The sequence below is a fragment of the Actinomadura sp. NPDC048021 genome (genome assembly GCF_040653135.1).
GTDB lineage: Bacteria > Actinomycetota > Actinomycetes > Streptosporangiales > Streptosporangiaceae > Spirillospora > Spirillospora verrucosospora.
In genome coordinates this window covers 79,459-104,966 of the sequence record NZ_JBEZJQ010000026.1, presented here as the reverse complement: position 1 = coordinate 104,966, position 25,508 = coordinate 79,459, and the positions used below count along the sequence as shown (strand labels likewise).

Annotated in this window: 22 protein-coding genes; 14 read left to right on the top strand and 8 right to left on the bottom strand. The window is 74.7% G+C overall.

Annotated elements, in window-relative coordinates; all coding sequences use genetic code 11:
* Positions 1-181: 181 nt before the first annotated feature.
* From AB0C87_RS33605 to AB0C87_RS33590, 4 genes are read left to right on the top strand one after another with little or no spacing between them, the layout of a single operon-like run.
* Positions 182-1,078, top strand: a complete 897-nt coding sequence (locus tag AB0C87_RS33605) for a MoxR family ATPase (RefSeq protein WP_345184791.1) — start codon at positions 182-184, stop codon at positions 1,076-1,078.
* Between the two features lie 2 nt (positions 1,079-1,080).
* Entirely contained in the window at positions 1,081-2,199 is a 1,119-nt protein-coding gene (locus AB0C87_RS33600; RefSeq protein WP_345184690.1) for a VWA domain-containing protein, read from the top strand.
* The gene (locus tag AB0C87_RS33595) at positions 2,192-3,316 is read left to right on the top strand and encodes an XdhC family protein (protein WP_345184688.1); all 1,125 of its coding nucleotides are present in this window, start codon (positions 2,192-2,194) and stop codon (positions 3,314-3,316) included. Before AB0C87_RS33600 ends, AB0C87_RS33595 begins: the two co-directional genes overlap by 8 nt.
* An 18-nt stretch (positions 3,317-3,334) precedes the next feature.
* A complete protein-coding gene (locus AB0C87_RS33590) occupies positions 3,335-3,976 on the top strand; it encodes a nucleotidyltransferase family protein (protein ID WP_345184686.1) in 642 nt (213 codons plus the stop codon).
* Here AB0C87_RS33590 and AB0C87_RS33585 read toward each other — a convergent pair.
* Genes AB0C87_RS33585 through AB0C87_RS33565 form a run of 5 tightly spaced genes read right to left on the bottom strand, consistent with a single transcriptional unit; the run spans position 3,906 to position 9,997 of the window.
* On the bottom strand, positions 3,906-5,126 hold the full coding sequence (locus AB0C87_RS33585; protein ID WP_360581206.1) for an aldolase: 1,221 nt from the start codon (positions 5,124-5,126) through the stop codon (positions 3,906-3,908). The two genes, AB0C87_RS33590 and AB0C87_RS33585, sit on opposite strands and share 71 nt — an antisense overlap.
* Positions 5,127-5,176: 50 nt before the next feature.
* Complete coding sequence (locus AB0C87_RS33580; RefSeq protein WP_360581204.1) at positions 5,177-6,100, bottom strand: aldose 1-epimerase family protein; 924 nt, start codon at positions 6,098-6,100, stop codon at positions 5,177-5,179.
* Positions 6,101-6,156: 56 nt separating this feature from the next.
* The gene (locus AB0C87_RS33575; RefSeq protein ID WP_360581202.1) at positions 6,157-7,608 is read right to left on the bottom strand and encodes a DUF1116 domain-containing protein; all 1,452 of its coding nucleotides are present in this window, start codon (positions 7,606-7,608) and stop codon (positions 6,157-6,159) included.
* Positions 7,605-9,074, bottom strand: coding sequence for an FdrA family protein (locus AB0C87_RS33570; protein ID WP_360581201.1), 1,470 nt, complete (start codon positions 9,072-9,074; stop codon positions 7,605-7,607). The genes AB0C87_RS33575 and AB0C87_RS33570 overlap by 4 nt, the downstream gene beginning before the upstream one ends.
* The gene (locus AB0C87_RS33565; protein ID WP_360358657.1) at positions 9,071-9,997 is read right to left on the bottom strand and encodes a DUF2877 domain-containing protein; all 927 of its coding nucleotides are present in this window, start codon (positions 9,995-9,997) and stop codon (positions 9,071-9,073) included. Before AB0C87_RS33565 ends, AB0C87_RS33570 begins: the two co-directional genes overlap by 4 nt.
* Before the next feature lie 212 nt (positions 9,998-10,209).
* Between AB0C87_RS33565 and AB0C87_RS33560 the strand changes: the two genes are divergently transcribed.
* The 5 genes from AB0C87_RS33560 (at position 10,210) to cutA (ending at position 17,513) form a co-directional block, all read left to right on the top strand.
* Positions 10,210-11,970, top strand: a complete 1,761-nt coding sequence (locus AB0C87_RS33560) for a PucR family transcriptional regulator ligand-binding domain-containing protein (RefSeq protein WP_345175606.1) — start codon at positions 10,210-10,212, stop codon at positions 11,968-11,970.
* Between the two features lie 211 nt (positions 11,971-12,181).
* Positions 12,182-13,660: a solute carrier family 23 protein gene (locus AB0C87_RS33555; RefSeq protein ID WP_360581199.1), complete on the top strand. Its 1,479-nt coding sequence runs from the start codon at positions 12,182-12,184 to the stop codon at positions 13,658-13,660.
* A gap of 44 nt (positions 13,661-13,704) precedes the next feature.
* On the top strand, positions 13,705-14,568 hold the full coding sequence (locus AB0C87_RS33550; RefSeq protein WP_360581197.1) for an FAD binding domain-containing protein: 864 nt from the start codon (positions 13,705-13,707) through the stop codon (positions 14,566-14,568).
* Complete coding sequence (locus tag AB0C87_RS33545; protein ID WP_360581195.1) at positions 14,568-15,098, top strand: (2Fe-2S)-binding protein; 531 nt, start codon at positions 14,568-14,570, stop codon at positions 15,096-15,098. The genes AB0C87_RS33550 and AB0C87_RS33545 overlap by 1 nt, the downstream gene beginning before the upstream one ends.
* On the top strand, positions 15,099-17,513 hold the full coding sequence (cutA, locus tag AB0C87_RS33540; RefSeq protein ID WP_345175598.1) for an aerobic carbon-monoxide dehydrogenase large subunit: 2,415 nt from the start codon (positions 15,099-15,101) through the stop codon (positions 17,511-17,513). It abuts the gene before it with no gap.
* A 160-nt stretch (positions 17,514-17,673) separates the two neighbouring features.
* Here the strand turns inward: cutA and AB0C87_RS33535 are convergent, their stop codons facing one another.
* Complete coding sequence (locus tag AB0C87_RS33535) at positions 17,674-18,519, bottom strand: polysaccharide deacetylase family protein (RefSeq protein WP_345175597.1); 846 nt, start codon at positions 18,517-18,519, stop codon at positions 17,674-17,676.
* Positions 18,520-18,744: 225 nt separating this feature from the next.
* Between AB0C87_RS33535 and AB0C87_RS33530 the strand changes: the two genes are divergently transcribed.
* Positions 18,745-19,392, top strand: coding sequence for a carbon monoxide dehydrogenase subunit G (locus AB0C87_RS33530; protein WP_360581192.1), 648 nt, complete (start codon positions 18,745-18,747; stop codon positions 19,390-19,392).
* Positions 19,393-19,463: 71 nt separating this feature from the next.
* Here the strand turns inward: AB0C87_RS33530 and AB0C87_RS33525 are convergent, their stop codons facing one another.
* On the bottom strand, positions 19,464-19,838 hold the full coding sequence (locus AB0C87_RS33525) for an FKBP-type peptidyl-prolyl cis-trans isomerase (RefSeq protein ID WP_345175594.1): 375 nt from the start codon (positions 19,836-19,838) through the stop codon (positions 19,464-19,466).
* 141 nt (positions 19,839-19,979) lie between these two features.
* On the opposite strand from AB0C87_RS33525, the gene AB0C87_RS33520 reads away from it, so the two are divergent.
* From AB0C87_RS33520 to AB0C87_RS33505, 4 genes are read left to right on the top strand one after another with little or no spacing between them, the layout of a single operon-like run.
* Positions 19,980-22,019 carry a hydantoinase/oxoprolinase family protein gene (locus tag AB0C87_RS33520; protein WP_353835056.1) on the top strand — a complete coding sequence of 680 codons (2,040 nt, stop codon included), beginning with the start codon at positions 19,980-19,982 and terminating at the stop codon, positions 22,017-22,019.
* Entirely contained in the window at positions 22,016-23,845 is a 1,830-nt protein-coding gene (locus AB0C87_RS33515; RefSeq protein WP_360581189.1) for a hydantoinase B/oxoprolinase family protein, read from the top strand. The genes AB0C87_RS33520 and AB0C87_RS33515 overlap by 4 nt, the downstream gene beginning before the upstream one ends.
* 58 nt (positions 23,846-23,903) lie before the next feature.
* A complete protein-coding gene (locus AB0C87_RS33510; RefSeq protein WP_353835057.1) occupies positions 23,904-24,377 on the top strand; it encodes a DUF6247 family protein in 474 nt (157 codons plus the stop codon).
* Positions 24,374-24,730, top strand: coding sequence for a hypothetical protein (locus AB0C87_RS33505; RefSeq protein WP_360581188.1), 357 nt, complete (start codon positions 24,374-24,376; stop codon positions 24,728-24,730). The genes AB0C87_RS33510 and AB0C87_RS33505 overlap by 4 nt, the downstream gene beginning before the upstream one ends.
* A 139-nt stretch (positions 24,731-24,869) precedes the next feature.
* On the opposite strand, the gene AB0C87_RS33500 is transcribed toward AB0C87_RS33505, so the two are convergent.
* Positions 24,870-25,391, bottom strand: a complete 522-nt coding sequence (locus AB0C87_RS33500; protein WP_360581186.1) for a hypothetical protein — start codon at positions 25,389-25,391, stop codon at positions 24,870-24,872.
* Positions 25,392-25,508: the final 117 nt, after the last annotated feature.

Genomic DNA, 25,508 nt, shown 5'->3' with positions numbered 1-25,508 from the left:
GCTGCTCAGCCCGCGTCCAAAAGTCAACTTTCCCTACTGCTTTGACAGGTTTTTATCGGAGGGGGAGGTTCCCATAGCGCGGCAAAGTAGGGCGGGCGGCCGAGCCGGATCCGTACGGAACCAGATGTGTGACTTGGGTCTCGGGCTGAGTAGCCTGTGATCCGTGGGGGAGGCGGCGCCGATGACCGTGGACCAGGTCGGATCGCCCGCGGAGCTCGCGGGCCTGCTCGACAGGAACGGCTACCTGTGCGACGAGGGGCTCGCCACGGCCTGCTTCCTCGCCCTGCGGATGGGACGGCCCCTGTTCCTGGAGGGGGAGGCCGGCGTCGGCAAGACCGAGCTGGCCAAGACGCTCGCGCGGGGCCTCGGCGCGCCGCTGATCCGGTTGCAGTGCTACGAGGGCCTCGACGCGTCGCAGGCGCTCTACGACTGGGACTTCCCCCGCCAGCTCCTGCACCTGCGCGCGGCGGAGGCCGCGGGCGTCAGCGACGTGTCGCGGCTGGAGGGCGAGCTCTACGACCGGCGGTTCCTGCTGGCGCGGCCGCTGCTCCAGGCGCTGGAGACGTCCCCCAGCGTGCTGCTCGTCGACGAGCTGGACCGCGCCGACGACGAGTTCGAGGCGTTCCTGCTCGAGGTCCTCAGCGACTTCACGATCACCGTCCCCGAGCTCGGCACGATCCGGGCCGAGCGGCCGCCGGTGGTCGTGGTGACGTCCAACCGCACCCGCGAGGTCCACGACGCGCTCAAGCGCCGCTGCCTGTACCACTGGCTGGAGCACCCCTCGTTCGACCGCGAGGTCGCGATCATCAGGCGGCGGCTGCCGGACGCGGCGGAGCGGCTCGCCGGGCAGGTGGCGCGGGCCGCGCAGCGGATGCGCGAGGCCGACCTGCTGAAGCCGCCGGGCGTCGCCGAGTCCCTGGACTGGACGGAGGCGCTCGTGGCCCTCGGCGTCCGCGACCTCGACCCGGGTACGGCGGCGGTGACGCTCGGCGCCGTCCTGAAGTACCGCGAGGACCAGCAGCGCGTGCTCGGCGGCGACGGCGCGGCCGGGCTAGAGGCACTGCTCGACGGGGGGTGACCGTGGACCGGGACGTCACCGAGACGATGGTCGGCTTCGCCAGGACGGTGCGCGCGGCGGGCGGGGCCGCCGATCCCGAGCGGGTCCAGGCGATGCTCGCCGCGCTCGACCATCTCGACGTTCTCGACCCGCACGACGTGTACTGGGCGGGCCGGCTCACCCTGTGCGCCGACCCCGACGACCTCGCCCGCTACGACCGCTGCTTCGCCGCGTACTTCTCGGGCGCGACCGCCCGCCCGGGACGCGGGAGGCCGCCGGTCGTGGTGCGCCGGGTGCCGATGGCGGAGCCGGGCGGGCGCGGCGGCGGGCAGGGGCCGCAGGAGCTGGAGGCGGCCACGGCCAGCGACGTCGAGGTGCTCCGCGACCGCGACGTCGCGCGGCTCGGCGCCGCCGAGCGCGCCGAGGTCGCGCGGCTCATCGCCCTGCTGGACGCGGGCGCCGAGCGGCGCAGGTCGCGGCGGTTCGCGCCGACGCCGACCGGGCGGCTCGACCCCGCCCGCACCGTCCGGGAGACGCTGCGGCGCGGCGGCGAGACCTCCCTGCTCCGGCACCGGAGCCACCGCACCCGGCCGCGCCGGGTCGTGCTGATCGTGGACGTCAGCGGGTCGATGAGCCCGTACGCCGACGCGCTGCTGCGGTTCGCGCACGCCGCCGCGCGCTCGGGCGGCCGGGACGTCGAGGTGTTCAGCGCGGGGACGCGCCTCACCCGCCTCACCCGTGAGCTGCGGCACCGCGACCCGGACGCGGCGATGGCGGCGGCGTCCGCGGCCATCCCGGACTGGAGCGGCGGCACGCGCCTCGGCGAGGAGCTGAAGGAGTTCCTCGACCGGTTCGGGCAGCGGGGGCTGGCGCGCGGCGCCGTCGTGGTGATCGCCTCGGACGGGTGGGAGCGCGGCGACGCCGGCCTGCTCGGCGCGCAGATGGCGCGGCTGCACCGGCTCGCGCACCGGGTGGTGTGGGCGAACCCGCACAAGGCGCGGCCCGGGTACGAGCCGCTGACCGCGGGGATGGCCGCGGCGCTCCCGCACGTCGACGACTTCACCTCCGGGCACAGCCTCGCGGCGCTGGAGGAACTGGCCCGCCTCGTCGCGGGCGCCGGAAAGGGGAGGGCTCATGCGTGACGTGCTCGGCGACATCGCCGGCTGGTACGGGTCCGGGCGGACGTTCGCGCTCGCGACCGTCGTGAACACCTTCCGCAGCGCGCCGCGCCCTCCGGGGGCGGCGATGGCGGTCTCGCCCGACGGGGAGGTCGCGGGCAGTGTGTCCGGCGGCTGCGTCGAGGGCGCGGTGTACGAGCTGGGGCGGACGGTCCTGGAGACCGGCGAACCCGTCGTCCAGCGGTACGGGGTGAGCGACGACGACGCGTTCGCCGTCGGGCTGACCTGCGGCGGGATCCTGGACGTGCTGGTGGAGCCCGTCGGCCCGGACACCTTCCCCGAGTTCGCCGACGTCGCCGCCGCCATCGAGGCGCGCGAGCCGGTCGCGGTCGCCACCGTCGTGGCCGGGCCCGGCCGGATCGGCGCCCGCCGCGTGGTCTGGACCGACCGCGCGTCCGGATCCCTCGCGCCCGGCGCCCCGCACGCGGCCCGCCTCGACGCGGCGGTGGACGACGACGCGCGCGGCATGCTCGCCCAGGGCCTCACCGGCCAGCGGCACTACGGGCCGGAGGGGGAGCGGCGGCTGGACGACCTCACCGTCTTCGTGCACTCGTTCGCGCCGCCGCCGCGGCTGCTGGTGTTCGGCGCGATCGACTTCGCGGCGGCCGTCGCCCGGATCGGCAAGTTCCTCGGCTACCACGTGACGGTGTGCGACGCGCGGCCGGTGTTCGCGACGCCCAAGCGGTTCCCCGAGGCCGACGAGGTCGTGGTGAAGTGGCCGCACAAGTTCCTGGAGGAGACGCGCGACGCCATCGACGGGCGTACGGCGATCTGCGTCCTCACCCACGACCCCAAGTTCGACGTGCCGCTGCTGGAGGTGGCGCTGCGCACCGAGGCCGGCTACGTCGGCGCGATGGGCTCGCGCCGCACCCACGACGACCGGACGGCGCGGCTCCGCGAGGCGGGCCTGACCGGCGCCGAGCTGGCCCGGCTGCGCTCGCCGATCGGCCTGGACCTCGGGGCCCGCACGCCGGAGGAGACGGCCGTGTCGATCGCGGCGGAGCTGGTGCAGCTGCGCTGGGGCGGTTCCGGCCGCCCGCTCACCGACACCAGCGGCCGCATCCACGCCGAGTCGGGCTGACGGCACTACCCTCGCGGGATGACGTTGCGCAGTGAGGAAGCACCGGCCGGCCTGCTGCTCGCGGCGGGGGAGGGCCGCCGCCTCGGCCGTCCCAAGGCGACGCTGGAGCTGGACGGCGAGCGGCTCGTCGACCGGGGCGTCCGCACGCTGCGGGACGGGGGCTGCTCCCCGGTCCTGGTGGTGGCGGGCGCCGCGCAGATCGAGGTCATCGGCGCCGTCGTCGTGCCCAACCCCGACTGGCGCGACGGCATGGGCTCGTCCCTGCGCGCCGGGCTCGCCGCGCTGCCGCCCGGCTGCCCCGCCGTGGTCGTCGCGCTGGTCGACCAGCCCCTGGTGACGCCCGCCGCCGTGCGACGGCTGGTCGCGGCGTTCGAGGAGGGCGCGGGCATCGCGGTCGCCACCTACGGGGGTGCGCCGCGCAACCCCGTCCTGCTGGCCGCGGGGCATCTCGCCGGCGTCGCCGAGGCGGCGGTCGGCGACCAGGGGGCGCGCGGCTACCTGCGCGCCCACCCGGAGCTGGTGACGCCCGTCCCGTGCGACGACGTCGCCGCGCCCGACGACATCGACACCCCGGAAGACCTGTCCGCGCTCAGCCGCCCGCGGGAAGGACGCTCTCGTCCAGCGCCCCGCAGTCGACCGCACGGCGCAGCCGGGCGGTGAGCGCCTTGACGGTGGCGGGCTCGTCCAGGACGCCGCTCGCGTTCCCCGCCTGCTCGTGCCAGGCGCGGACCCGTCCGATCACGTCGTCGGCGCCGTTCAGGTGGAACGCGTACACGGCCGCGTACCGGCTCGGCAGGTGCGCGGGATGCAGGTCCCAGCCCTGGTAGAAGCCGTGCGCCAGCGAGTGCCGGACGTGCGCGGCGTGCGTGGCCCACGCGGCGTTGACCTCGTCGGGCCCGTCGTTGCGGGGGATGATGTTGGTGGAGCCGTCCGACAGCCGCACCCCCGTGCCCGCCAGCGACACCTGCATGATGTGCCGGGCGAAGTCGCAGGCGGGGTGGTCGAGCCGCTGCTCGTGCGGCGGGAGCCCGAGCGCCGCGGTGTAGTCGAACACGCCGAAGTGGGCGGCGGTGATGCGGCCCTGCGCCTCGGTGACGAACGGCTGGAGGCCGATCCGGTTCTCCTCGTCGTCCATCAGCGCCTGCGGCATCTCGATCTGGATCTCGAACCGCAGGATGCCCTGCGGCAGCCCGAGGGAGGTCTCCAGCCGGTCCAGGAACTCCACGAACAGCTTGACGTGATCGACGGAGGTCACCTTGGGGAAGGTGATGGTGAACCCGCCGGGCAGCCGGCCGAGCCGGTCGCGCAGCGCGGTCAGGAACCCGTCCAGCGTCCGCATCGCGCGCTCGTGGCCGCCGTCGGCGAACGACTTGACCCGCAGCCCCCAGTAGTGCGGCAGGCCCTTCACCTGGTACGCGGCGCCGACCGCCTCGACGACCTGCTCGACGTGGGCGTCCTCCTCCTTGTCGTCGCGCACCCCGTAGCCGTCCTCGAAGTCGATCCGGACGTCCTCGACCGGCTCGGTGGCCAGCTTCGCCGCGACGCGTTCGCGCACCGTCCCGGCGAGCTCCGGATCGAGGCCGAACGCCGCGCCGAACGACCCGGCGCCGGGCGTGTGGGTGTTCAGCAGCCTCAGCGCCTCGGCGCCGAAGTCGGCGGGCGTCGACCGGGAGAACCGGTCCGCCGGGACGTACACCGTGTGGACCGGTTGGCGGCCTTCCGCGCCGCCGGGGAAGCGCTCGCCGTGGGCGTCGCGGACGGCGGCGATGCGCGCGGACAGATCGTCGTACGAGGAGACGCTGAGGTTCACCCTGCAATGATCCCCCAACCGCCGCCGGGGAGGGAACCGATCCGGCGTGATCAGAACACCCGGATTCCCCAGGTCCCGCTGAACTCGGCGCCCGGTTCGAGGTCCACGACGTCCTCCCCGGACACGAACGCGTTGGGCGGGCAGGTCATCGGCTCGACGCCCAGCCCCATCCGCGGGCGCGGGGCGTGGTCGGCGGTGTAGACCTCCATCCACGGGTGCGCCTCGTCGGCCCAGAGCGCGACCGTGCGGCCGCCCCCGGACAGGGTCGCCCAGGTGCGGCCGTGGCCGTCGCGGTTGAGCCCGGTGAACGCGTTGTCGATCCGCCGGTCGCCGAACACGGGCCCGGTGCGCAGGTCGTACGGGGTGCCGGTGACGTCCAGGGACGGCCCGGACGGGATCGTCCGGTCGTCCACCGGGACGTACCGGTCGGCGCCCAGCGTGACCGTGCAGCCGTCGACGGGCTCGCCGACCGTCAGGTAGGGGTGCGCGCCGTGGCCGTAGGGGGCGGTCCGCGTCCCGGTGTTGCGCGCGGTCATCCGCACGCGCAGGCCCTCGGCCACGTCGAGGACGTACTCGGCCTCCAGGTCGAGGCGGAACGGGTACCCGGCCGCGCCGAGCAGCCGGTGCGTGAGCCGCACCCGGTCGGGCTCGTGCTCGGCGGCGGTCCACGCCGCCAGGCGGACCAGGCCGTGGATGGCGCAGTCCCGCTCGGGCTCGGACAGGTCGAGCCGGTGCGTCTCGCCGCCGTACGCGTAGCGGCCGCGGTCGACGCGGTTCGGCCACGGGACCAGCAGGTGCCCGGACGCGGCGGGGGCCGGCTCGTCGGCGCCGTGCGTCAGCACCAGCGGGCGCCCCCGGTGGGTCAGCTCCCGCAGACTCGCGCCCGACTCGGTGACGACGGCCTGGTAGTGCCCCGCGCTCAGCGCGTACTGCTCGCCCGTCAGGGCGCGCCCCCCGGTGATCGACTCGCTCATGCGGGCGACGTTACCCCGCCGTCGCCGAGGCGGGAGCCGGCGCCCCGCCGCTCCCGCTACACCGTCTCCGCGAGGGCGTGCAGGGCGTCGGCGAACACGTTCGCGGGCGGCTCGACCAGGCCCGCGCCGACCTGGCCCGTGCCGGCCTCACGCCCGGCGATGCCGGTGTCGATGACGGGCAGGATCCCGGTGCGGACGACGCGGGCGACGTCCACGCCCACCGGGGTGCCCCGGAAGGACAGCAGCGGGATCTGCAGCACCGGGTGCTCGGCCAGGGTGATCTCGTACATCCGCTGGGTGGCGGCGACCGCGTCGGGGACCTCGCCGCCCACGAACCGCACGATCGCGGGCGCGGCGGCGAGCGCGAACCCGCCCATCCCGGCCGTCTCGGTGATCGCCGAGTCGCCGATGTCGGGGTTGGCGTCGTCCGGGCCGTAGCCGCCGAGGTAGAGGCCGTCCGGGACGCCGGCGGGGCCGGTGAACCAGCGGTCGCCCGTCCCCGACACCTGGATGCCGAAGTCGGTGCCGTTGCGGGCCATCGCCACGACGAGGCTGGAACCGGGCACGCCGCGGGCCGCGTCCGCGCACGCCTTCGCCGCCGCCATCCCCGCGTTGAGGAAGAAGTGGTCGTTGCCCGCCGCGAACGCCAGCGCCTCGGCGGCCCTCGCCCGGGGCACCTCCTCGGCCGCCGCGAGCGCGGGCGCCAGCTCGCGCAGCAGCAGCGACGTCGCCGCCCGGTTGCGGTTGTGCAGCTCGTCGCCCATCTGCAGGGCCTGCGCGATGAGCGACATCAGGTCGAGCGGACCGTGCCGCCGCACCGCCTCCCGCAGGGCCGGGCCGAGCACGTCGCCCATCCACGCCAGCCGCTCGATCACCTCCGGCCCGTACGCCCCGTACCGCAGCACCTTCCCGAGGCCCTCGTTGAGCGAGCAGTAGGAGGTCCCGCCGTGCTCGGCGTCCTCGACCACGAGCATCCACATGGACGGGCTGACGACGCCCGCCATCGGGCCGACCGCGGCGTGGTGGTGGCACGGCTCGAACACGGCCGCGCCGCGCTCCAGCCGGCGCTCGGCGCCGCGCGGCGTCTCGGCGAGCCCTTCGAGGAGCATCGCCCCGACGAGGGCGCCGCGCATCGGGCCGGACGCGCGGTCCCACTCCAGCGGCGGGCCGGCGTGCAGGAACGTCCCCGGCTCCAGGCCGAGCACGTCGCGCGCGGGGCGCACGTCCACCAGGTGCGGGCGCGCCGTCACCATCCGCCGGACGGCGCGCGCGTTGGCCTCGGCGTGGCCGGGGGCGCCGAGGACCGCCGCCAGCGCCGCCTCCGTCCCGGCGGGCGGCGGGCGCCAGTCGACGGCCTCCACCGGGACGGCCTGGTCGGCGAGCGCGCTCGCGAGCACCTCCACGCCGGTCGCGACGACGCTCGGCTCGCGCGAGAGCAGCCCGCCCAGCCGGTGGGCGCGGTGTGTGTCGCGGTGTGTGTCGCGCCGCGTGTCCCGCTCGTCCCTCATCGGGGCGTCCCTTCGACGATCGGCCCGTCCACCAGCGTGAGGGCGTGCCGGGTCGCCTGCGCGTTGGAGGCGAACACGTCGGCGCCCGCCTCGCACAGCGCGACGGCCTGCCGGTCGCGGTCCTGCGGGTCGGCCGGCGTCCCGCACAACGACACCACCACGGCGAGGTCGGAGCGGTCCCGCAGCGCCGCGGCGACGGCCGGGGCGAGGGCGGCGGACGGATCGGGCTCGGCGCCGTACCCGAGCACCACGTCCAGGAGCAGGGCGCCGCAGCCGTCGTCGGCGGCCTCGGCGCGCAGGGCCTCCAGCCGCAGCGTCGGGTCGATCATCGGGTGCGGGCGGCCCCGCGTGTAGGCGTCGTCGCCGAAGTCGGTGAACCGGTGGCCGCGCGCCTCCAGATCCCGGCCGAGCGCGTCCCGCGCGATCATCTCGGCCTCGTCGCGCAGCGTCCCGCCCGCGAACAGGCCGCGCAGCGCCCGCCCGCGCACGGGCGCGGCGGCGCGCGGGGAGGTCCAGCGGGGCCATGCCGGGACGGGCCGGCCGAGCGCCCTCAGCGCCTTCTCCGCTGCCCGCGTCAGGTCGTCCTCGCCGGGCAGCGGAAGCGCGAACACCACCGGGGTGTCCAGGCGCCGCGCCGCCTCCCGGATCAGGTCCAGCACCTGCGGCGCGGGCGGCTTGGACACCAGCACGATCAGGTCGGTGGCCGGGTCGGCGTCCAGGGCGGCCAGCGCCGCCAGCGCCGACCGTCCGCTCACCTCGGGCGACAGGTCCCGCCCGCCGACGCCGAGCACGTGGCTGACGCCGGCGCCCGCGGCGTCCAGCAGGCACATCAGCTGCTGCGCGCCCGTCCCGGACGCCGCGACGACGCCCACGGGGCCGGGCCGCACCGCGTTGGCGAACCCCAGGCCCGCACCGCCGACCACGGCGGTCCCGCAGTCCGGGCCCATCACGATCAGCCCGCGCCGCGCCGCCGCCTCCTTCAGCGCGATCTCCTGCGCGACCGGCACGTTGTCGCTGAAGATCATCACGTTGAGGCCGGCGTCCAGGGCGTCCATCGCCTCGGGGAAGACGTGCGGCCCCGGCACCGACAGCAGCGCCACGGTCGCCTCGCCGCGGGCCGCCGCGGACCCGGTCGTCCTGGCCGGCGCCGGCGCCCCCAGCAGCCCCTCCCGCGCGGGCGGGCGGGACGCCTCCCGCAGCAGTCCCTCCAGCGCCTCCCTGGCCTCGTCCAGTCCGGCTCCGCCGGGTCCCTCGTCCTCGACCCGGATCGCCACGACCAGGTCGTCGGGCCCGGCCTCGTCCGGCACGGCGAAGCCCATGCGGCCGAACATCTCGCGGTTCAGCCCGGTGCCCATCGCGACCATGGCCCCGGCGACGCCCGGCCGCTCCGACAGCAGCCGGCTCACCCGCATCAGCGTGACCGAATCGTGGTAGCCCCCCCGCCGCACCTCGACCCAGTCCCTCATACGCGCCCTCCGAGGGCGGCGCGGCAGCCGGCGAGGACGCCGTGCGCCAGGTCCGTGCCCGACGTGTGGCCGAGCGCCAGCAGGCGGCGCACGGCGGCCTGCGGCGGCTCGTGGCCGGCGACGCCGCGCAGGACGGCGGCGACCTCGGCGCCCGCGTGGCCCGCCGCCGCGCAGTGCAGCAGCGTCGCGGCCAGCGCGGTCGTGCGGGTGCCCGCGTCGGCGGTGACGGCCGCGCCGAGCCAGTCGGCCAGCCGCACCGCCCCGCCGTGCCGGACGGCGCCGCCGACCAGCCGCAGCGCGACCAGCAGGCCGCACAGGATGTCGTCGCCGGTGGGCGTCAGCCCGGGGCCGAGGCCCACGATCCGCTCGGCCGCCTCCACCGCGCCCGCGAGGTCGCCGGCGGCGCAGGCCGCGGCGAGCGCGTCGGGGTCGGGGTGCCCGGCGAGGCCGCCGCCCGACGGCCCGGCGGCGGTGAGGGCGCCCGCCGCGGTCAGTTCGGCCTCCAGGGCGCGCACGCCCCGGGCCAGCGCGTCCGGCCGCAGCCCGCCGAGCGCGGGGGAGGGATCCCACCAGCGGCGCACGCGCACGGTGAGGCCCTCCGCCTCGATCCGGCCGTCGCCGACGAACGCGTCCGCGCCCTCGCGGACGGACCGGAACGGGTGCTCGCGGCGGGTGGCGACCATCACCACCGCGTTGGGCAGGCGTCCGGCGTCGGAGGTGACGACGGCGAGCACGCGCGGCTCGGGGCCTCCCCGCATCTCCAGGTACAGCGCGGCCGGGAACACCGCGATGACGCGGGCGGGGCGGCGCGGCGGGTCGAGCAGCGGCCGCAGCGCGAGGCTCGCGGCGCCGGCGGCGGGGGGCCGGCCCTGGGGGCGGGGACGGGCCGGGAGCCGGATCGGGTCGCGGACGAGAGCGGTCACGGATCCTCCCGAGGCCGGGGTCGGCGGCCGCACGGCGTGCGGGCGGCCCGGCCTCCGGCATGACGGTAGAACGGGCCCGGCATCGGACGTATGGATAATTCTGCCAAGGATGGTTGTCATCGTTCGTCTTTGTTGTCAGTGTTGATCAGGAATCGGTAGCGATCACGCCGTTACGGGCGATGTACGCACCAAAAGGCGAGGTGACCCCTGGCATGAGTTACACCACTGCGGACCCGGGCCCACCGGCCCTCAGGCTCGCGAGTACCGGAACCCTGACCTACGGCCTGTCGGTCGGCGAGGTCCTCGGCGTCAGCACCCTGAACGGCGCCCGCCTCATCGCCGGACGAGCCGGACTCGAACGCGTCGTCCAGCGGCTGAACGTGATGGAGGTCCCCGACATCCTGTCGTGGGTCAAACCGAACGAACTGCTGCTGACCACCGGCTACCCCCTCCGCAACACCCCCCAGTCGCTCGACAACCTGGTGTCCGACCTGGACGAGCGCGGCCTGGCCGCGCTGGCCATCAAGCTCGGCCGCTACCTGGACTCGCTGCCCGCCGAGATGATCGCGCAGGCGGACCGGCGCGGCTTCCCCCTCATCCTGCTCCCGAACGACGTCGGCTTCGACGACATCCTGAACCAGGTGCTGACCGACATCCTGAACCGGCAGGCGGCCGTCCTCGCCCGCACCGAGGAGGTGCACCGGGCGCTCGTGCAGATCGTGCTGTGCGGCGGCGGCCTCCAGGAGGTCGTGGACGAGGTCGCGACGCTGCTGGACGTGGCGGTCGTCGTGCTGGACGGCGAGCAGCGGGTGCTCGCGGGCGCCGGCCCCGACGAGCACGTCCAGGCGATGCGGGCCTTCGACGCGGGCCGGCACGCGGCGTGCGGCCGCGGCGGCTGCGGCATCATCGGCGCGCACGGCACCGGAGACCACCTGGTCGTGCCCGTGATGGCGGGCGGCTTCGACCACGGCCGGATCGTCGCGTTCAGCCCCGGCGGCACCCTGCGCGGCACCGACCTCGGCATCCTGGAGCGCGCCGCGACCGTCGCCGCGCTCGTGGTGACGAAACAGCAGGCCGTCGCGGCCGTGGAGAGCAAGTACCGCGCCGACTTCCTGCGCGACATCCTCGCGGGGCGCGCGGGCGGCGACGACCGGATCGTCGCGCACTGCGGCGGGTTCGGCTGGGACCTGGACCGCCCGATGATGGTGGTCGTCGCCGAGCTGGACGGGCGCCCGCGCGGCGCGGTCTCCCCGGAGGGCGAGGGGAAGGGCCGCGGCAAGGCGGCCGAGCCCGACGGCCCGCGCGGCGTGCGCGGCGCCGAGGAGCGGGCCGCGCAGGAGCGGCTCGCCGCCGCGTGGACGGCCGCCGTCCGGCGGCACGACCGGGGCGCGGCCGTCGCGAGCTTCGCCCACGAGGTCGTGGCGATCGTCGGCGCCGAGGGCGACGACCCCGCCGAGTGGACGGCCGGCCCGGTCCAGGCGATGGTCAAGGAGGCCTCGTCGATCTTCGCCGAGCACCTGCCGGTGCGGCGGACGTTCTCCACCGGCATCAGCCGGACGGTGGCGTCGCCGGCCGCGCTGCCCGAGGCCTACGAGCAGGCGGTGAAGGCGGTGCGGGTCGGGCGCCAGCTCAACGGCGCGGGCGCGCGGGCGCACTTCGACCAGCTCGGCGTGTACCGGCTGCTGAGCCTCGTCTCCGACCCCGAGGAGCTGCACGCGTTCGTCCGCGAGACGCTGGGCGACCTCGCCGCCGACGACGAGCCGGAGCTGGTGGACCTGCGCCGCACCCTCCAGGTGCTGCTGGAGACGAACCTCAACGTCGCCGAGACGGCGCGCCGGCTGCACTTCCACTACAACACGCTGCGGTACCGCATCGGGAAGCTGGAAAGGATGCTCGGAGCCTTCACCGAGGACGCCCATCTGCGACTCAACCTCACCCTCGCCCTTCACGTCCTGCGCATGCGAGGTATCTGAGGGTAGCGGCGGCGTTCCGGCGACCCCGGGACGCCGCACCGGAGCGCCCGGAGGTCCGTGCCCGGATCGGCCCGCCGGCGCACCGGCCGGTCCTCCCAATCCTGGGCGCGGGGTTTGGCAGAAGTCGCCGATGCCCGCCCAACAGGGTAGATCTACCTTGCCCGCATGACAGGCCCGCGGGAACGCGGCCGGCTGAGCAGGAGGACCCCCGATGATGATCGGCTGGAAGCTGCACGGGGACGGGCGGACCCCGCCCCCCGGGGAGGTCGTCCGCCCGGACGAGCGGCTGTCGTGGCCGCGGACCGCGGGCATCGGCGCCCAGCACGTGGTCGCGATGTTCGGGGCCACGTTCGTGTTCCCGCTCGTGATGGGCCTGGACCCCAACCTCGCGATCATGATGTCCGGGATCGCGACGATCCTGTTCCTGCTGATCGTGGGCGGCCGGGTGCCGAGCTACCTCGGCACGAGCGCCTCGTTCGTCGGCGCGGTCGCGGCGATCCGCGCGGCGGGCGGCGACAGCGCCACCGTCACCGGGGCGATCCTCGTCGCGGGCCTGGTGCTCGCGGTGGTCGGCGTGCTCATCCACGTCGTGGGCGGCGAGGTCATCCACCGGGTGTTCCCGCCGGTGGTCACGGGCGCCGTGGTGATGCTGATCGGGTTCAACCTGGCCCCGGTCGTCGCCACCGTGTACTGGCCCCAGGACCAGTGGGCGGCGCTGGCGACGCTGACGTTCGCGGTGCTCTGCGCGGTGCTGCTGCGGGGGTTCTGGGCGCGGATCACGATCCTGCTGGCGCTGGTGTTCGGCTTCGTCCTGTCGTGGCTCCTCGACGCCACCGCGGGCAAGATCACCTCCGTGCTGCCGGGGCAGAACCTGCTGGACGGGTCGGGCAAGCCGTGCGCGGCCGAGGGCCCCTACTGCGTCGCCACCGCGTTCCCGCACGAGCGGGTGAGCTTCACGGGCGTCAGGGCCGCCGACTGGTTCGGCTTCCCCGACCTGCACGCCCCCGACTTCAAGACCTCGGCGATCCTGCTCACGCTCCCCGCCGTCATCGCCCTGATCGCGGAGAACACCGGGCACGTCAAGGCCGTCGCCGCGATGACCGGCGACGACCTCGACCCGGTCCTCGGCCGGGCCATCGCCGCGGACGGCGTCGGCACCGCCCTCGCCACCGCCGTCGGCGGCTCGCCCACCACCACCTACGCCGAGAACATCGGCGTCATGGCCGCGACCCGGATCTACTCGACGGCCGCCTATCTCGTCGCCGCCGTCGTGGCGATCCTGTTCGGGCTGTGCCCGAAGTTCGGGGCCCTCGTCGCCGCGACGCCGGGCGGCGTCCTCGGCGGCATCACCGTCGTGCTCTACGGGATGATCGGGCTGCTCGGCGCGAAGATCTGGATCGAGAACCGGGTCGACTTCGGCGACCCGGTCAACCTCGTCCCGGTGGCGGCGGCGATCATCCTGGCGATCGGGAACGTGACACTCCGGGTCACCGACGACTTCCCGCTCCAGGGCATCGCGCTCGGTACCATCGCCGTCCTGGTCGGCTACCACGTCCTGAACGTGCTGCGCCGGCCGGAGGACACCGGCGGCGGCGTCATCGCCCCGGCGGAGCAGGAGATCGGCGGCCCCGTCCGGCACTCCCGGCGCGAGCCGCCCGAACCGGGTGAACCGAAGGGCGATGCGAGCTGACGGGGATGCGAGCTGACCGAGATGCGAGCTGACGGGACCGCGCGGTGAAGCCGCCTCCGTTCGGGTACCACGCGCCGGGCACGCTCGGCGAGGCCCTGGACGCGCTGGCCGCCGCGCCCGGCGGGAAGGTGCTCGCGGGCGGGCAGAGCCTCATCCCGCTGCTGAACATGCGGCTGGCGGCGCCGTCCGACCTCGTCGACGTCAACCGCGTCGCGGAACTGGACACGCTGCACGTCGGCGACCAGGGCGTGCGGGTCGGCGCGCTCGCCCGGCACACGCGGGTGGAGCGCTCGGCGGAGGCGGCGGCCGTGCAGCCGCTGCTCGGCCGGGCGCTCCGGCACGTCGCGCACCCGGTGATCCGCAACCGGGGGACGGTCGTCGGCAGCCTCGCGCACGCCGACCCCGCCGCCGAGATGCCCGCGGTGCTGGCCGTCCTCGGCGGGACGGTCGAGGCGGCGTCGGCGCGGGGGCGCCGCACCATCCCGGCCGCCGCGTTCTTCCGCGGGCCCCTGGAGTCGGCGCTGGAGCCCGGCGAGCTGGCCGTCTCGGCGTTCTTCCCGGCCGCGCCGCCCCGCACCGGCACCGCGTTCGCCGAGACGGCGCGGCGGCACGGCGACTACGCGCTGAGCGGCGTCGCCGCCGTCGTCGGCCTCGACGAGGACCTGCGGGTCGCCTCCGCCCGGGCCGGGTTCCTCGGCATCGCGCCGACGCCGCTCGTCCTCGACCTGACCGGAGCCGCGGGTCCCCGCGGGGACTGGGCGGCGGCCGCCGCGCACGTCCGCGAGCGGATCGATCCCGAACCCGACATCCACGCGGGCGCCGCGTACCGGCGCCACCTGACCGGCGTGCTCGCCGAGCGCGCCCTGGCCGCGGCCGCGGCCGAGGCGCTGCGGAGGGCGGAGGACTGATGGCCGAGGGCTTCGAGGTCGCGCTGACCGTCAACGGGACGCACCGCACGGCCCGCGTCCCGGCGCGGCGGCTGCTGTCGGACCTGCTCCGGCACGACCTCGGGCTCACCGGCACGCACGTCGGCTGCGAGCACGGCGTCTGCGGCTGCTGCACCGTCCTGCTGGACGGGGAGCCGGTGCGCTCGTGCCTGATGTTCGCCGTCACCGCCGCGGGCCACGAGGTCACCACCGTCGAGGGGCTCGCCGCGCCGGACGGAACGCCGTCGCCGGTGCAGCGCGCGTTCCGCGAGTGCCACGGGCTGCAGTGCGGGTTCTGCACGCCGGGCTTCCTCTGCACCGTCACGGCGCTGCTCCGGGAGACGCCGCGCCCGACGGACGACCAGGTCCTGGAGGGCATCTCGGGGAACCTGTGCCGCTGCACCGGCTACCAGAACATCGTCAAGTCGGTGCACCGCGCGGCCGACCTGCTCAGCGGGTCCGCGGAGGGCGAGGCTTCGTCCTCTCGCAATGAGACAGCCGGGGAGTCGTGAATGGGCACCAGGGTCTTCGGTGAACCGGTCGAGCGGCGCGAGGACGCGAGGCTCCTGACCGGGCGCGGCCGCTACCTCGACGACCTCGGGCGGGACGCGCTCGCGGCGGCGTTCGTGCGCTCCCCCCACGCGCACGCCCGGATCGCCGACATCGACGTGTCGGGGGCGCTCGACGTCGACGGGCTGGTCGCCGTCTACACGTGGGAGGACCTGCCCGGCAAGGTCGGGGACCCGCTGCCGCTGCTCATCCCGCACCCCGCCCTGACCCACGGCCGCACCGGGTACCCGCTGGCCCGCGACGTCGTCCGGCACGTCGGCGAGCCCGTGGCGATGGTCGTGGCCCGCGACCGCTACCTGGCCGAGGACGCCGTCGAACGCATCCGCGTCGAGTACGAGCCCCTGCCGCCCGTCGTCGGCATCGAGAACGCGGAGCGCGCCGAGCACCTGGTCCACGACGACGTGCCCGGCAACGTGGGCGCCGTCCTGGTCCAGGAGAACGGCGACGCCGCCGCTGCGATCGGCGCGGCGCCGCACGTGCTGGAGTTCCGGCTCTCCATCGAGCGCAGCGCGTCCATGCCCCTGGAGGGCCGCGGCGTCTACGCCCGGTGGGACGCCGACGACGGCTCGCTGCGCGTGTACTCCTCCACTCAGGCGTCCACCAGCGTGCGGGCGGCGATCGCGGCGCGGCTCGGGCTGCCGAACGGCAAGGTCGAGGTGATCGCGCCGGACGTCGGCGGCGGCTTCGGCGTGAAGATCGTCCACCCGTGGCCCGAGGAGGTCCTCGTGCCGTGGGCGGCGCGGCTGCTGGACCGCGAGATCAAGTGGACCGAGGACCGCCGCGAGCACTTCGTCTCCGCCGCGCACGAGCGCGGGCAGCTCCAGGACGTGCGGGTCGGCTTCGACGGCGAGGGCCGCGTCCTCGGCCTGGACGTGCGGATCCTGCACGACCACGGCGCCTACACCCCGTACGGGATCATCATCCCGATCGTCACCTCCACCCAGCTCCTCGGCCCCTACAAGATCGGCGCGTACCGGGCGGAGGTCGTCAGCCTCTACACCAACACCCTCATCGTCACCCCGTACCGGGGCGCGGGCCGCCCGCAGGGGGTGTTCTGCATGGAGCGGACGATGGACCGCATCGCCCGCCACCTCGGCCTCGACCGCGCCGACGTGCGCGCGGCCAACGTCATCCAGCCGGACGAGTTCCCCTACGACCAGGGCCTGACGTTCCAGGACGGCCGCCCGCTGATCTACGACTCGGGCGACTACCCCGAGCTGCTCCGCAAGGTCCGCGAACTGATCGGCTGGGACGGCTTCGAGGCCGAGCGCGCCGCCGCCGCGTCCCGCGGCCGCCGCCTCGGCATCGGCCTCGGCGTCTACGTGGAGGGCACCGGCGTCGGCCCCTACGAGGGCGGGCACGTCGAGATCGACACCGCGGGGCGGGTGCACGTGTCGACCGGGCTCACCTCGCAGGGCCAGGGCCACGAGACCGTGTTCGCGCAGATCGCCGCCGCCGAGCTGGGCGTCCCCATCGAGGACGTCCACGTCACGACGGGCGACACGCGGCGGTTCGGGTACGCGGTCGGGACGTTCGCGTCCCGCGCGGCGGTGATGAGCGGCAACGCGATCGCGCTGGCGTGCCGGAAGGTCCGCGGCAAGGCGCTGCGCATCGCGGGGGAGGCCCTGGAGGCCGACCCGGACGACCTGGAGATCACCGACGGGGTCGTGCACGTGCGCGGCGACCGGTCCGCGGCCGTTCCGCTGCGGACGGTGGCGGTGCTGTCCAACCCGCTGCGGTACGCGTTCGACGAGGAGGCCGCGGCGGCGACGCAGTTCGCGGTGGGGCGCCCGGTCACCGAGCCGCCCGTCGCGGCCGGGGACGAGCCCGGCCTGGAGGGCCGCGACTACTACTCGCCGGTGCGCTCGACGTTCGCCTCGGGCGCGCACGCCGCGATCGTGGAGGTCGACCCGGACACGGCCGAGGTCGCGATCCTGCGGTACGCGGTCGTGCACGACTGCGGGCGGCTCGTCAACCCGATGGTGGTCGAGGGCCAGATCCACGGCGGCGTCGCGCAGGGCGTCGGCGGCGCGCTGTACGAGCGGATGGTGTACGACGAGTCGGGGCAGCTGCTCAACGCCTCGTTCATGGACTTCCTGATGCCGTACGCGACGGAGATCCCGCGCATCGAGACCGACCATCTGGAGACGCCGTCGCCGCTGAACCCGCTCGGCATCAAGGGCGCGGGGGAGGCGGGCGTCATCCCCGTGTCGGCGGTGATCGCGTCGGCGGTCGAGGACGCGGAGGGGATCCGGGTGGACGCGATGCCGCTGTCGCCCGACGACCTGTACACGCTCCGGCTGCGCGCCGCGGACGACCCGTCGCTGCGCGTCCGCGAGGGCGCCGGCGCCGTCTGAGGCGGCGCGCGGTCGGGGCGTCTCCCGGGCGCCGGGCGGGGGCGAGGCTGGCGGGGCCGGCTCGGGAAAGCAGGGGACCTCGGCCCCGCCAGCGTGTTGACCTTAGGCACAGTCCGCCCGGCCCTCCGGCTCAACCGGGTTTCCTCCGGGAAGGTCCCTTTCAGGCGTGGGACGGCTGGTCGGGGGCATTTCCGCCGAGCGAGCGCGGCAGGTAGTTCTGCACGGCGGCGGGCCGGAAGCCGGCCTGCCTGATCCAGCCGAGGATCATCTGGAACTCCTGGGCGAGCCCCTTGCGGTAGTGCATGAGGACGATGTCGCCGGGCTTGAACCCCTTGCCGCCGTCGCCGCGCGCGAAGCCGTTGTAGCCGACTCCGGGCCCGGAGGTGCCGTTGTAGAACTCCGCCGACCAGAGCAGCACCGACTTGATGCCGCATTCCTTGGCCACCTGGAGGGTGGTCTGGTTGTAGCTCCCGAACGGCGGACGGAAGATCTGCGGCCGGCGCCCGTACTGCTTCGTGATGGCCTCGGAGGAGTCGCAGATCTGCTTCTTCTGCGCCTCGGCGCTCAGCGTCGCCATGTTGGGGTGCGTGACGGTGTGGTTCTCCATCTGCGAGCCCGCGTTGCGCAACGCCCAGAAGTACTGCCCCTGCCCCTTGATGTAGGTGGAGGTCAGGAACGTCAGGATGGGGACCTTCTCCTTGCGGACGAGGTTCACGAACTCCGAGTCGTAGGTGTAGCCGTCGTCGATGGTCAGGAAGACGACGCGGTCCTGCGTCTGGATGCTCCTGATGACGGGCGGCAGGCCGTTCGCGGCGGGCTGCGGCGCCGTCCAGGACCCGGGCCTGGGCGTCGCCCACTGCTGGTCGTCGAGCACGGAGGCGAGCTGCGTCCGCATGGACGGGCCGGACTCGCCGCCCAGCCGGGCGGCCACGACGGGCCAGCCGCCCGCCGCCACGCCGAACACTCCGGCGGCGACCATGGCGATCACGGGCGTCTTCCCTGGCATCGGCCGCGTACTCCGTTCGGTCGGGGGGTCTGCAGCTCTCAGGGGCGTGCAGTGGGTCCGCATCGGTTGACGCGCGAGCGGCGAGCGGGGTTCGCACCCGCGCGGAACCTGGCGGACATATCTGACCATTCCCAGCGGCCCCGGGGGTGCATCTGCCCAATCCTCGGCGTGTACTCGGCAGAAGTTGCCGTTCGGGGAGGCCGCGGGGTTCTCTAAAGTCGGGTCATGCAGCTCACCGGCAGTGCCAGCGTCGCCGCGCCGCTCGACCGCGTCTGGGACGCGCTCCAGGATCCGGCCGTGCTGGCGAGGACGATCCCCGGGTGCCGCTCCCTGGAGGAGACGGGGGACGGCACCTACCGCATGACGGTCACCGCGGGCGTCGCGTCGATCCAGGGCACCTACGTGGGGCAGGTCGAGCTGGCCGACCCCGACCCGCCGCGCTCGTTCGTCCTGCGCGCCCGCGGCCAGGGCGCACCCGGCACGGTGGACGCCACGGTCCGCGTCCGGCTGTCGGACGGCGACGGCGCGACCCGCATCGACTACGACGCGGACGCGGTCGTCGGCGGGATGGTCGGCGGCGTCGGGCAGCGGATGCTCGGCAGCGTCGCCAAGCGCACCGCGGGCGAGTTCTTCTCCGCCGTCGAACGCGACCTCACGGCCCTGGCCCCGAGCCCGGCCCCGGCCCCGGCCGCGGAGCCGGTTCCCGCGGCTCGGCCGGCCCCGTCCGCCGCCGGGACCGTGTATCCGGGACGCGCCGCGGCCGCGCCTCCCTCCCCGGAGTGGCTCCCTATGGCCGTCGCGTTCGGAGCCGGCGGAGCGGTCGCCCTCGCGGGCGTCGCGGTCGGCTACCTCATCGGCCGCCGCTCCCGCTGACCCGCCCTCCGGAAACGGCGACGGCGGGTGCCCCGGGCGAGATCGCCCGGGGCACCCGCCGCCGGAAGCCGCTAGCTGACGCCGACCAGGTCGACGACGAAGATGAGCGTCTCGCCGGGCTTGATGGCGGGGCTCGGGCTGCGGTCGCCGTAGGCCAGGTGCGGCGGGATGACCAGCTTGCGCCGGCCGCCGACCTTCATCCCGACGATGCCCATGTCCCAGCCCTTGATGACGCGGCCGGAGCCGAGCTCGAAGTCGAACGTGCCGCCGCGGTTCCACGACGCGTCGAACTCCTCGCCGGTCGACCACGACACGCCGACGTAGTGCATCGACACACGCGAGCCCTTGACGGCCTCCGGGCCGTCGCCCTCGGTGATGTCGGTGATGTCGAGGTACGCGGGCGGCTGGCCCTCGGGAAAGTCGATCTCGGGGCGTTCAAGCGCCATGAACGGGCTCCAGCGGTCGTCAGATGTGCGGACAGGACAGAGCTGCTCAGCCTATCCGCACGCCGGTCACGAAAGAACGACGCCTCCGTTGGCAGGTTGCGACGGTTTCGCAGGTGGCCGGCGTCCGGTAGACCTCTGTGCATGGTGAGGCGGCTGAGGATCGGCATCGACACGGGCGGGACGTTCACCGACGTCGTCGCGCTGGACGGCGACGGGGCGCTCGTCACCACCAAGACGCCCTCGACGCCCGCCGACCCGGCCGAGGGGTTCGCCGACGGCGTCGCGAAGATCCTGCGGCTGACCGGCGCGGAGCCGGCGGACGTGGCGGCGCTGTCGCACGGCACGACGGTCGCCACGAACCGCCTGCTGGAGGACCGGATCGACGACCTCGGGCTCGTCACCACCGAGGGCTTCGAGTCGATCCTGGAGATCGCCAGGCAGAGCGTCCCGGACGGCTACGGCAACAGCTACTTCTGGGTGAAGCCGCCGCGGATCGTCCCCGCGCACCGGGTGCGGGCGGTCGGCGGGCGGCTCGACCACACCGGCGCCGAGCTGCGCCCGTTCGACGAGGAGTCGGCCGTCGCGGCGGCCCGCTGGTTCCGCGACCAGGGCGTCCTCGCGATCGGGGTGTGCTTCCTGCACTCCTACGCCGACCCGTCCCACGAGCTGGCGATGCGGGACGTGCTGGCCCGGGAGCACCCGGACGCGGTCGTGTCGCTGTCGTGCGAGGTGCTGCGCGAGTACCGCGAGTACGAGCGGTCGGTGACGACGCTCGTCGACGCCGCCGTCAAGCCCGCGATGAACGGCTACCTCGCGCGGATCGCCGAGCGCGTCGCGGCCCGGCTGCTGGTGATGAAGAGCAACGGCGGCGTCCTGTCGGCGGAGGAGGTGGCGCGGCAGCCGATCACGACCGTGCTGTCCGGCCCGGCGGCCGGGGCGCTCGGCGCGGCGTTCGTGGTCGCGCGCAGCGGCCGCGGCTCGGTGGTGACGCTGGACGGCGGCGGGACGTCCACCGACGTCGCGGTCGTCCTGGACGGCGAGCCCACCCTCACCACCGAGGGGTCCATCGGCCGCCACCCCGTCAAGATCCCGATGATCGACATCGTGACCGTCGGGGCGGGCGGCGGGTCGGTCGCGTGGCGCTCGCCCGACGGCGCGCTGAAGGTCGGGCCGCGCAGCGCCGGGGCCGATCCCGGGCCGCTGTGCTACGGGCGCGGCGGCGCCGAGGTCACGGTGACCGACGCGCACGCCGTCCTCGGCCGCATCCCGCCGCACCTGCTGGGCGGCGAGGTGCCCCTGGACGTGGACGCCGCCCGCCGGGGCCTGGAGGCCCTCGCCGCGGACCTCGGCCTCTCCGTGGAGCGGGCCGCGGCCGGGATCCTGGAGATCTCCGCGTGGAACCAGGCCAACGCCATCCGGCAGATCACCGTGAAGCGCGGCCTGGACGTGCGCGACTACCCGCTCGTCGCGTTCGGCGGCTCCGGGCCCCTGCTGGCGTGCCGGCTGCTGGACGTCCTCGGCCTGCCCGCCGCGGTCGTCCCGGAGAACCCCGGCAACCTGTCGGCCTTCGGGCTGCTCACCGTGGACGTGAAGAACGACTACGTCCGGACCCGCGTCGTCCGCGACGCCGAGCTCGACCCCGCGCTCCTCGCCGGCGTCTACGCCGACCTCGAATCCGAGGCCGCCGAGGCCCTGGCGCGCGAGGGGTTCCCCGAGGACCGCCGCCGCTTCGCCCGCTCCGCCGACCTGCGCTACTACGGCCAGGCGTTCGAGGTGCGGGTCGCCGCCCCCGCCGGGCCGCCGGACGAGGGGCTGCGCGCCGAGGTCGTCCGCCGCTTCCACGACGCGCACGAGGCCCTCTACGGGTACTGCTACCGGGACGACCCGCGCCATCCCGTCGAATGGGTCAACCTGCGGGTCTCCGGCATCGGCCCCATCGAACGGCCGCGCCCGGCCGAGCGTCCGCCCGGCGACGGCGACCCGTCGCGGGCCCGCACCGGCACCCGGGCCGTCCACTTCGACGCGTGGGAGGAGGCGGCCGTCTACCGGCGCGAGAAACTCGCGCCCGGCGACACCGTCGAGGGCCCGGCCGTCATCGAGGAGTTCGGCTCGACGCTCCCGCTGCATCCCGGCTTCACGGCGGCCCTCGACGGCCACGGCAACCTGGTGGTGACCCGATGACCGGCCCCGCGCCCGACCCGATCCTGCTGGAGATCGTCGAGGGGACGCTCGCCTCGGTGGAGCGCGAGGTCGAGACGGCCATCGCCCGCACCGCCCGCTCCCCGATGATCCGCGACGCGCACGACTTCCGCGCCGGGATCCACGACCGCCGCCTGCGCAAGCTGACCGGACGGTCCTACTCGGCGCTCGTCCAGCCGGTCGCCCGCGACTTCCCGCCGGACGAGATGCGGCCCGGCGACGTCTTCTTCCACAACGACGTCTACCTGTCCGAGGGCGGCATCGGGCACCTGCCCGACCTGTGCGTGACGGTCCCGGTGTTCCACGGCGACGACGTGGTCGCGTTCGTCCAGGCGTTCGGCCACCACGACGACATCGGCGGCGCCGTCCCCGGGTCGATGCCGAGCCACGCCCGCAGCGCGTTCGAGGAGGGCCTGATGGTCCCGCCGATCAAGCTGTGGGACCGGGGCGTGCCGAACCGGGCGGCGCTGACCATCATGACCCGCAACTCGCGGATGCCCGACTCGCTCGCCGGCGACCTGGACGCCGAGTGCTCGGCCTGCCTGATGGGCGCCCGCCGCCTAGGCGAGCTGTTCGCCCGCTACGGCCGCGCCGACGTCGAGGCCTGCTTCGACGCGATCATCGACCGGACCACCGAGACGTTCCGCCGCGAGCTGCTCACCAAGATCCCGGACGGGACGTTCGTGTGGGAGGACTACGCCGAGCACGACGGCGTCGACCCGCCCCGCCTGCACGCCCAGCGCATCACGCTGACGGTCGACAAGGCGGCCGCCGTCCCGCTCGTCATCGACTTCACCGGGACGTCCCCGCAGGCCAAGGGGCCCATCAACCACGCCGGTGACTACTCGGGCGGCGTGTTCCTGAAGAAGTGGCTGGCGCCCGTCCTGCGCAACCTCGCCGACACCCCGGAGCGGGCCGCCGAGCTCGACGTCAACGAGGGCGTGGTGCCGCTCATCGAGATGCGGTTCCCGGAGAAGGGCACCCTGCTCACACCCGTGTTCCCCGCCCCGACCAACGCCCGCACGTTCGTCATCCTGCGGCTCCTCGGCGTCCTCGCGGGCGTGCTGGCCAAGGCGACGGGCGGCCGGATGCCCGCCGACCAGGAGACGATCCGCTACACCGGCGTCTACGGCGAGGACGACCGGGGCCCCTACCTGATGCGGGAGGTGCTCGGCGGCGGCTCCGGCGGCCGCTCCTACGCCGACGGCGAGGACACCATCCACGTCGTGCCCGACTCCCGCAACATCCCCGCCGAGTTCGCCGAGGCCCGCTGGCCGTTCGTCGTCGAGCGCCTCGGCCTCGCCGTCGACTCGGGCGGGCCGGGGGAGCACCGCGGCGGCCTCGGCTACGACAAGCACATCCGGATGCTCCGCGACGCCCACTACATGTCGATCGCCGACCGCTCCATCCTGTCGTGCTGGGGCGTCAACGGCGGACGCGCGGGGCGCCCGTTCCGCGTCGACATCGACGGCGAGGAGATGGACGGCCTCGTCGACGACCGTCCCGTCCGCGCCGGGCAGGTCATCCGCATCCGCACCACCGGCGGGGGCGGCTGGGGCGACCCCCTGAACCGCGACCCGTCCCGCGTCGCCGCCGACGTCCGCGACGGCAAGGTCTCCCCGGCCGGCGCCCGCGACGACTACGGCGTCGTCCTCACCGGCGGCGCCGTGGACGCCGAGGCGACCGAGACCCTCCGAGCGCGCCTCCGCGCGGAACGCGGCCCCGTCCCGTTCTTCGACCGAGGCCCCGGCTACCCGCAGCTCTCCGGCGGCGCCACCTCCGCCGAAGTCGACTCCCTCGACCCCTGAGCCCACGTCATCGCGGGCGCGGAGGCGAATTCAGAATACGATCTGATAACGTGGAGCCATGAGCACCAGGACCCGTCCGGACTCGGTCACCTTCTCCGACCTGTCCCGCAACCCGCGGGCCGTCGCGGAGCGGGCCTCCAGGCTGGGGCGGGTGCGCGTCACCCATCGCGACGCGCCGGACTTCTACCTCACGGCCGCCGACCGCGAGGAGCGGCGGGACGAGACGCTGGCCACCGCGTCACGGATCTTCATCGCGCTCATGAAGCACGATCCGGGGGCCCGCGAGCTTCTGCTCGCCATGCCGGACGTGTTCCCGTGGGTGCGTCACCTCAGCACCGAGGAGGTCCGCGCCTTCACCGTGGAGCTCGTCGAGGCCCTCTCGGACGCGGCGGAGCTCGACCTCGACACGTCCCTCAACGAGGTGGTCGCCGGGTGGCGTGCCACCGCGCGCATCAAGGCGGACCCCGAGCAGCACGAGGAAGCGGTGCGGCCCACCAGCGGTGACTTCGGTCCGGTGGAAGTCATCCCATGAGCCCCGAACGAGGGGACAGGGTCACCGTCCCGCCCCCCGCCGACGAGTGGGACTTACGCTTCGGAACGAGCGAGGCGGCGCGCGGCTGGGAGGAGCTCTGCCGGCTCGCTCTGGCCAACACGCGCCGATGCTTCGAGACGCTTCGTTCCGAGCCGCGCTCCCGCGCCAACCCGCAACGGCAGCACCGGCTCCGCGGGGACCTCGCGACCCACCGGCACAACGGCCGGGAACTGGAGCAATGGGAGTACGAGGTCACCAGTGGAGGCCGCGTGCGGTACCTGATCGATGACGAGGCGGGCATCGTTTGGGTGGTCTACGCGTCACCCCGCCACCCGAAGGACACCGAGAACTGACGCCCGGGCCCACGCCGGTACCGCTCCAGGCGGAGTTCGCGGACCTGCGGCGGCGTCCCGCCGCTGGAGGCGGCGGGACGCGGAGGCGACGTCTCGGTGCCGGTCTTGTCAGGGAGACCGGAGGTCCGAGGCCGTCAGGTCAGCAGGCCTGGACGTAGTACGCCGGCCTGAAGTCGTACGTGCCGTCGGTGCCCGGTGGGACGTTGACGAGCACGTTGTGCGCGATGCCCTTGATGAAGGCGTGCGCTCCGCCGGTGTTGGAGTTGTCGTAGAGGCCGGTGCCGTTCCACGCCCGCAGCGCCCAGTCCGCTCCGCCGCGACGGCAGTGGAAGAGGGAGAAGACCTTGCCTCCCTCGGCGGCCAGGACGTTGGTGTAGAGGCAGAAGTGGCCGGTCGGGCACGGCGTGCCGCTGGTCGTGTTGATCCACGTCCAGCAGTCGGCGCTCACGTAGATGTTGGCGCAGTACGGGACGCCGACGACCGACGCGTTGTCGTTGCCGTGGTCCTGCTGGACCGGCGCCGCAGCGGGAGCGGCCCGCTTGCCGTCGGCCCGGACGGACCCGCCGCCGGGACCGGCGGCGTAGGCGGCGCCGCTGCCGGCGAGGAGCACCGTCAGGCAGATCACCAGCCCGAGCGCCTTGCGCAGTGTTCGTGGTGCCATCAGAGGACAACCTTTCTCGTGTGCCGCGAGGTCGTGCCTCTTGCAGGAGCGATGCGGAGCGGGGAGGTCGGATCTTGCAGGGAGCGTCCGGGCCTCGCGTGGGTTCACGAATGAGGG

Bases quoted from the DNA above. Each gene is read 5' to 3' on its own strand.
- AB0C87_RS33520 (WP_353835056.1), top strand. From the start codon at position 19,980: ATGGTGAGGCGGCTGAGGATCGGCATCGACACGGGCGGGACGTTCACC.
- AB0C87_RS33570 (WP_360581201.1), bottom strand. From the start codon at position 9,074: ATGAGGGACTGGGTCGAGGTGCGGCGGGGGGGCTACCACGATTCGGTC.
- AB0C87_RS33510 (WP_353835057.1), top strand. From the start codon at position 23,904: ATGAGCACCAGGACCCGTCCGGACTCGGTCACCTTCTCCGACCTGTCC.
- cutA (WP_345175598.1), top strand. From the start codon at position 15,099: ATGGGCACCAGGGTCTTCGGTGAACCGGTCGAGCGGCGCGAGGACGCG.
- AB0C87_RS33545 (WP_360581195.1), top strand. From the start codon at position 14,568: ATGGCCGAGGGCTTCGAGGTCGCGCTGACCGTCAACGGGACGCACCGC.
- AB0C87_RS33535 (WP_345175597.1), bottom strand. From the start codon at position 18,519: ATGCCAGGGAAGACGCCCGTGATCGCCATGGTCGCCGCCGGAGTGTTC.
- AB0C87_RS33595 (WP_345184688.1), top strand. From the start codon at position 2,192: ATGCGTGACGTGCTCGGCGACATCGCCGGCTGGTACGGGTCCGGGCGG.
- AB0C87_RS33530 (WP_360581192.1), top strand. From the start codon at position 18,745: ATGCAGCTCACCGGCAGTGCCAGCGTCGCCGCGCCGCTCGACCGCGTC.
- AB0C87_RS33500 (WP_360581186.1), bottom strand. From the start codon at position 25,391: ATGGCACCACGAACACTGCGCAAGGCGCTCGGGCTGGTGATCTGCCTG.
- AB0C87_RS33515 (WP_360581189.1), top strand. From the start codon at position 22,016: ATGACCGGCCCCGCGCCCGACCCGATCCTGCTGGAGATCGTCGAGGGG.
- AB0C87_RS33575 (WP_360581202.1), bottom strand. From the start codon at position 7,608: ATGAGGGACGAGCGGGACACGCGGCGCGACACACACCGCGACACACAC.
- AB0C87_RS33580 (WP_360581204.1), bottom strand. From the start codon at position 6,100: ATGAGCGAGTCGATCACCGGGGGGCGCGCCCTGACGGGCGAGCAGTAC.
- AB0C87_RS33560 (WP_345175606.1), top strand. From the start codon at position 10,210: ATGAGTTACACCACTGCGGACCCGGGCCCACCGGCCCTCAGGCTCGCG.
- AB0C87_RS33555 (WP_360581199.1), top strand. From the start codon at position 12,182: ATGATGATCGGCTGGAAGCTGCACGGGGACGGGCGGACCCCGCCCCCC.
- AB0C87_RS33525 (WP_345175594.1), bottom strand. From the start codon at position 19,838: ATGGCGCTTGAACGCCCCGAGATCGACTTTCCCGAGGGCCAGCCGCCC.
- AB0C87_RS33605 (WP_345184791.1), top strand. From the start codon at position 182: ATGACCGTGGACCAGGTCGGATCGCCCGCGGAGCTCGCGGGCCTGCTC.
- AB0C87_RS33590 (WP_345184686.1), top strand. From the start codon at position 3,335: ATGACGTTGCGCAGTGAGGAAGCACCGGCCGGCCTGCTGCTCGCGGCG.
- AB0C87_RS33505 (WP_360581188.1), top strand. From the start codon at position 24,374: ATGAGCCCCGAACGAGGGGACAGGGTCACCGTCCCGCCCCCCGCCGAC.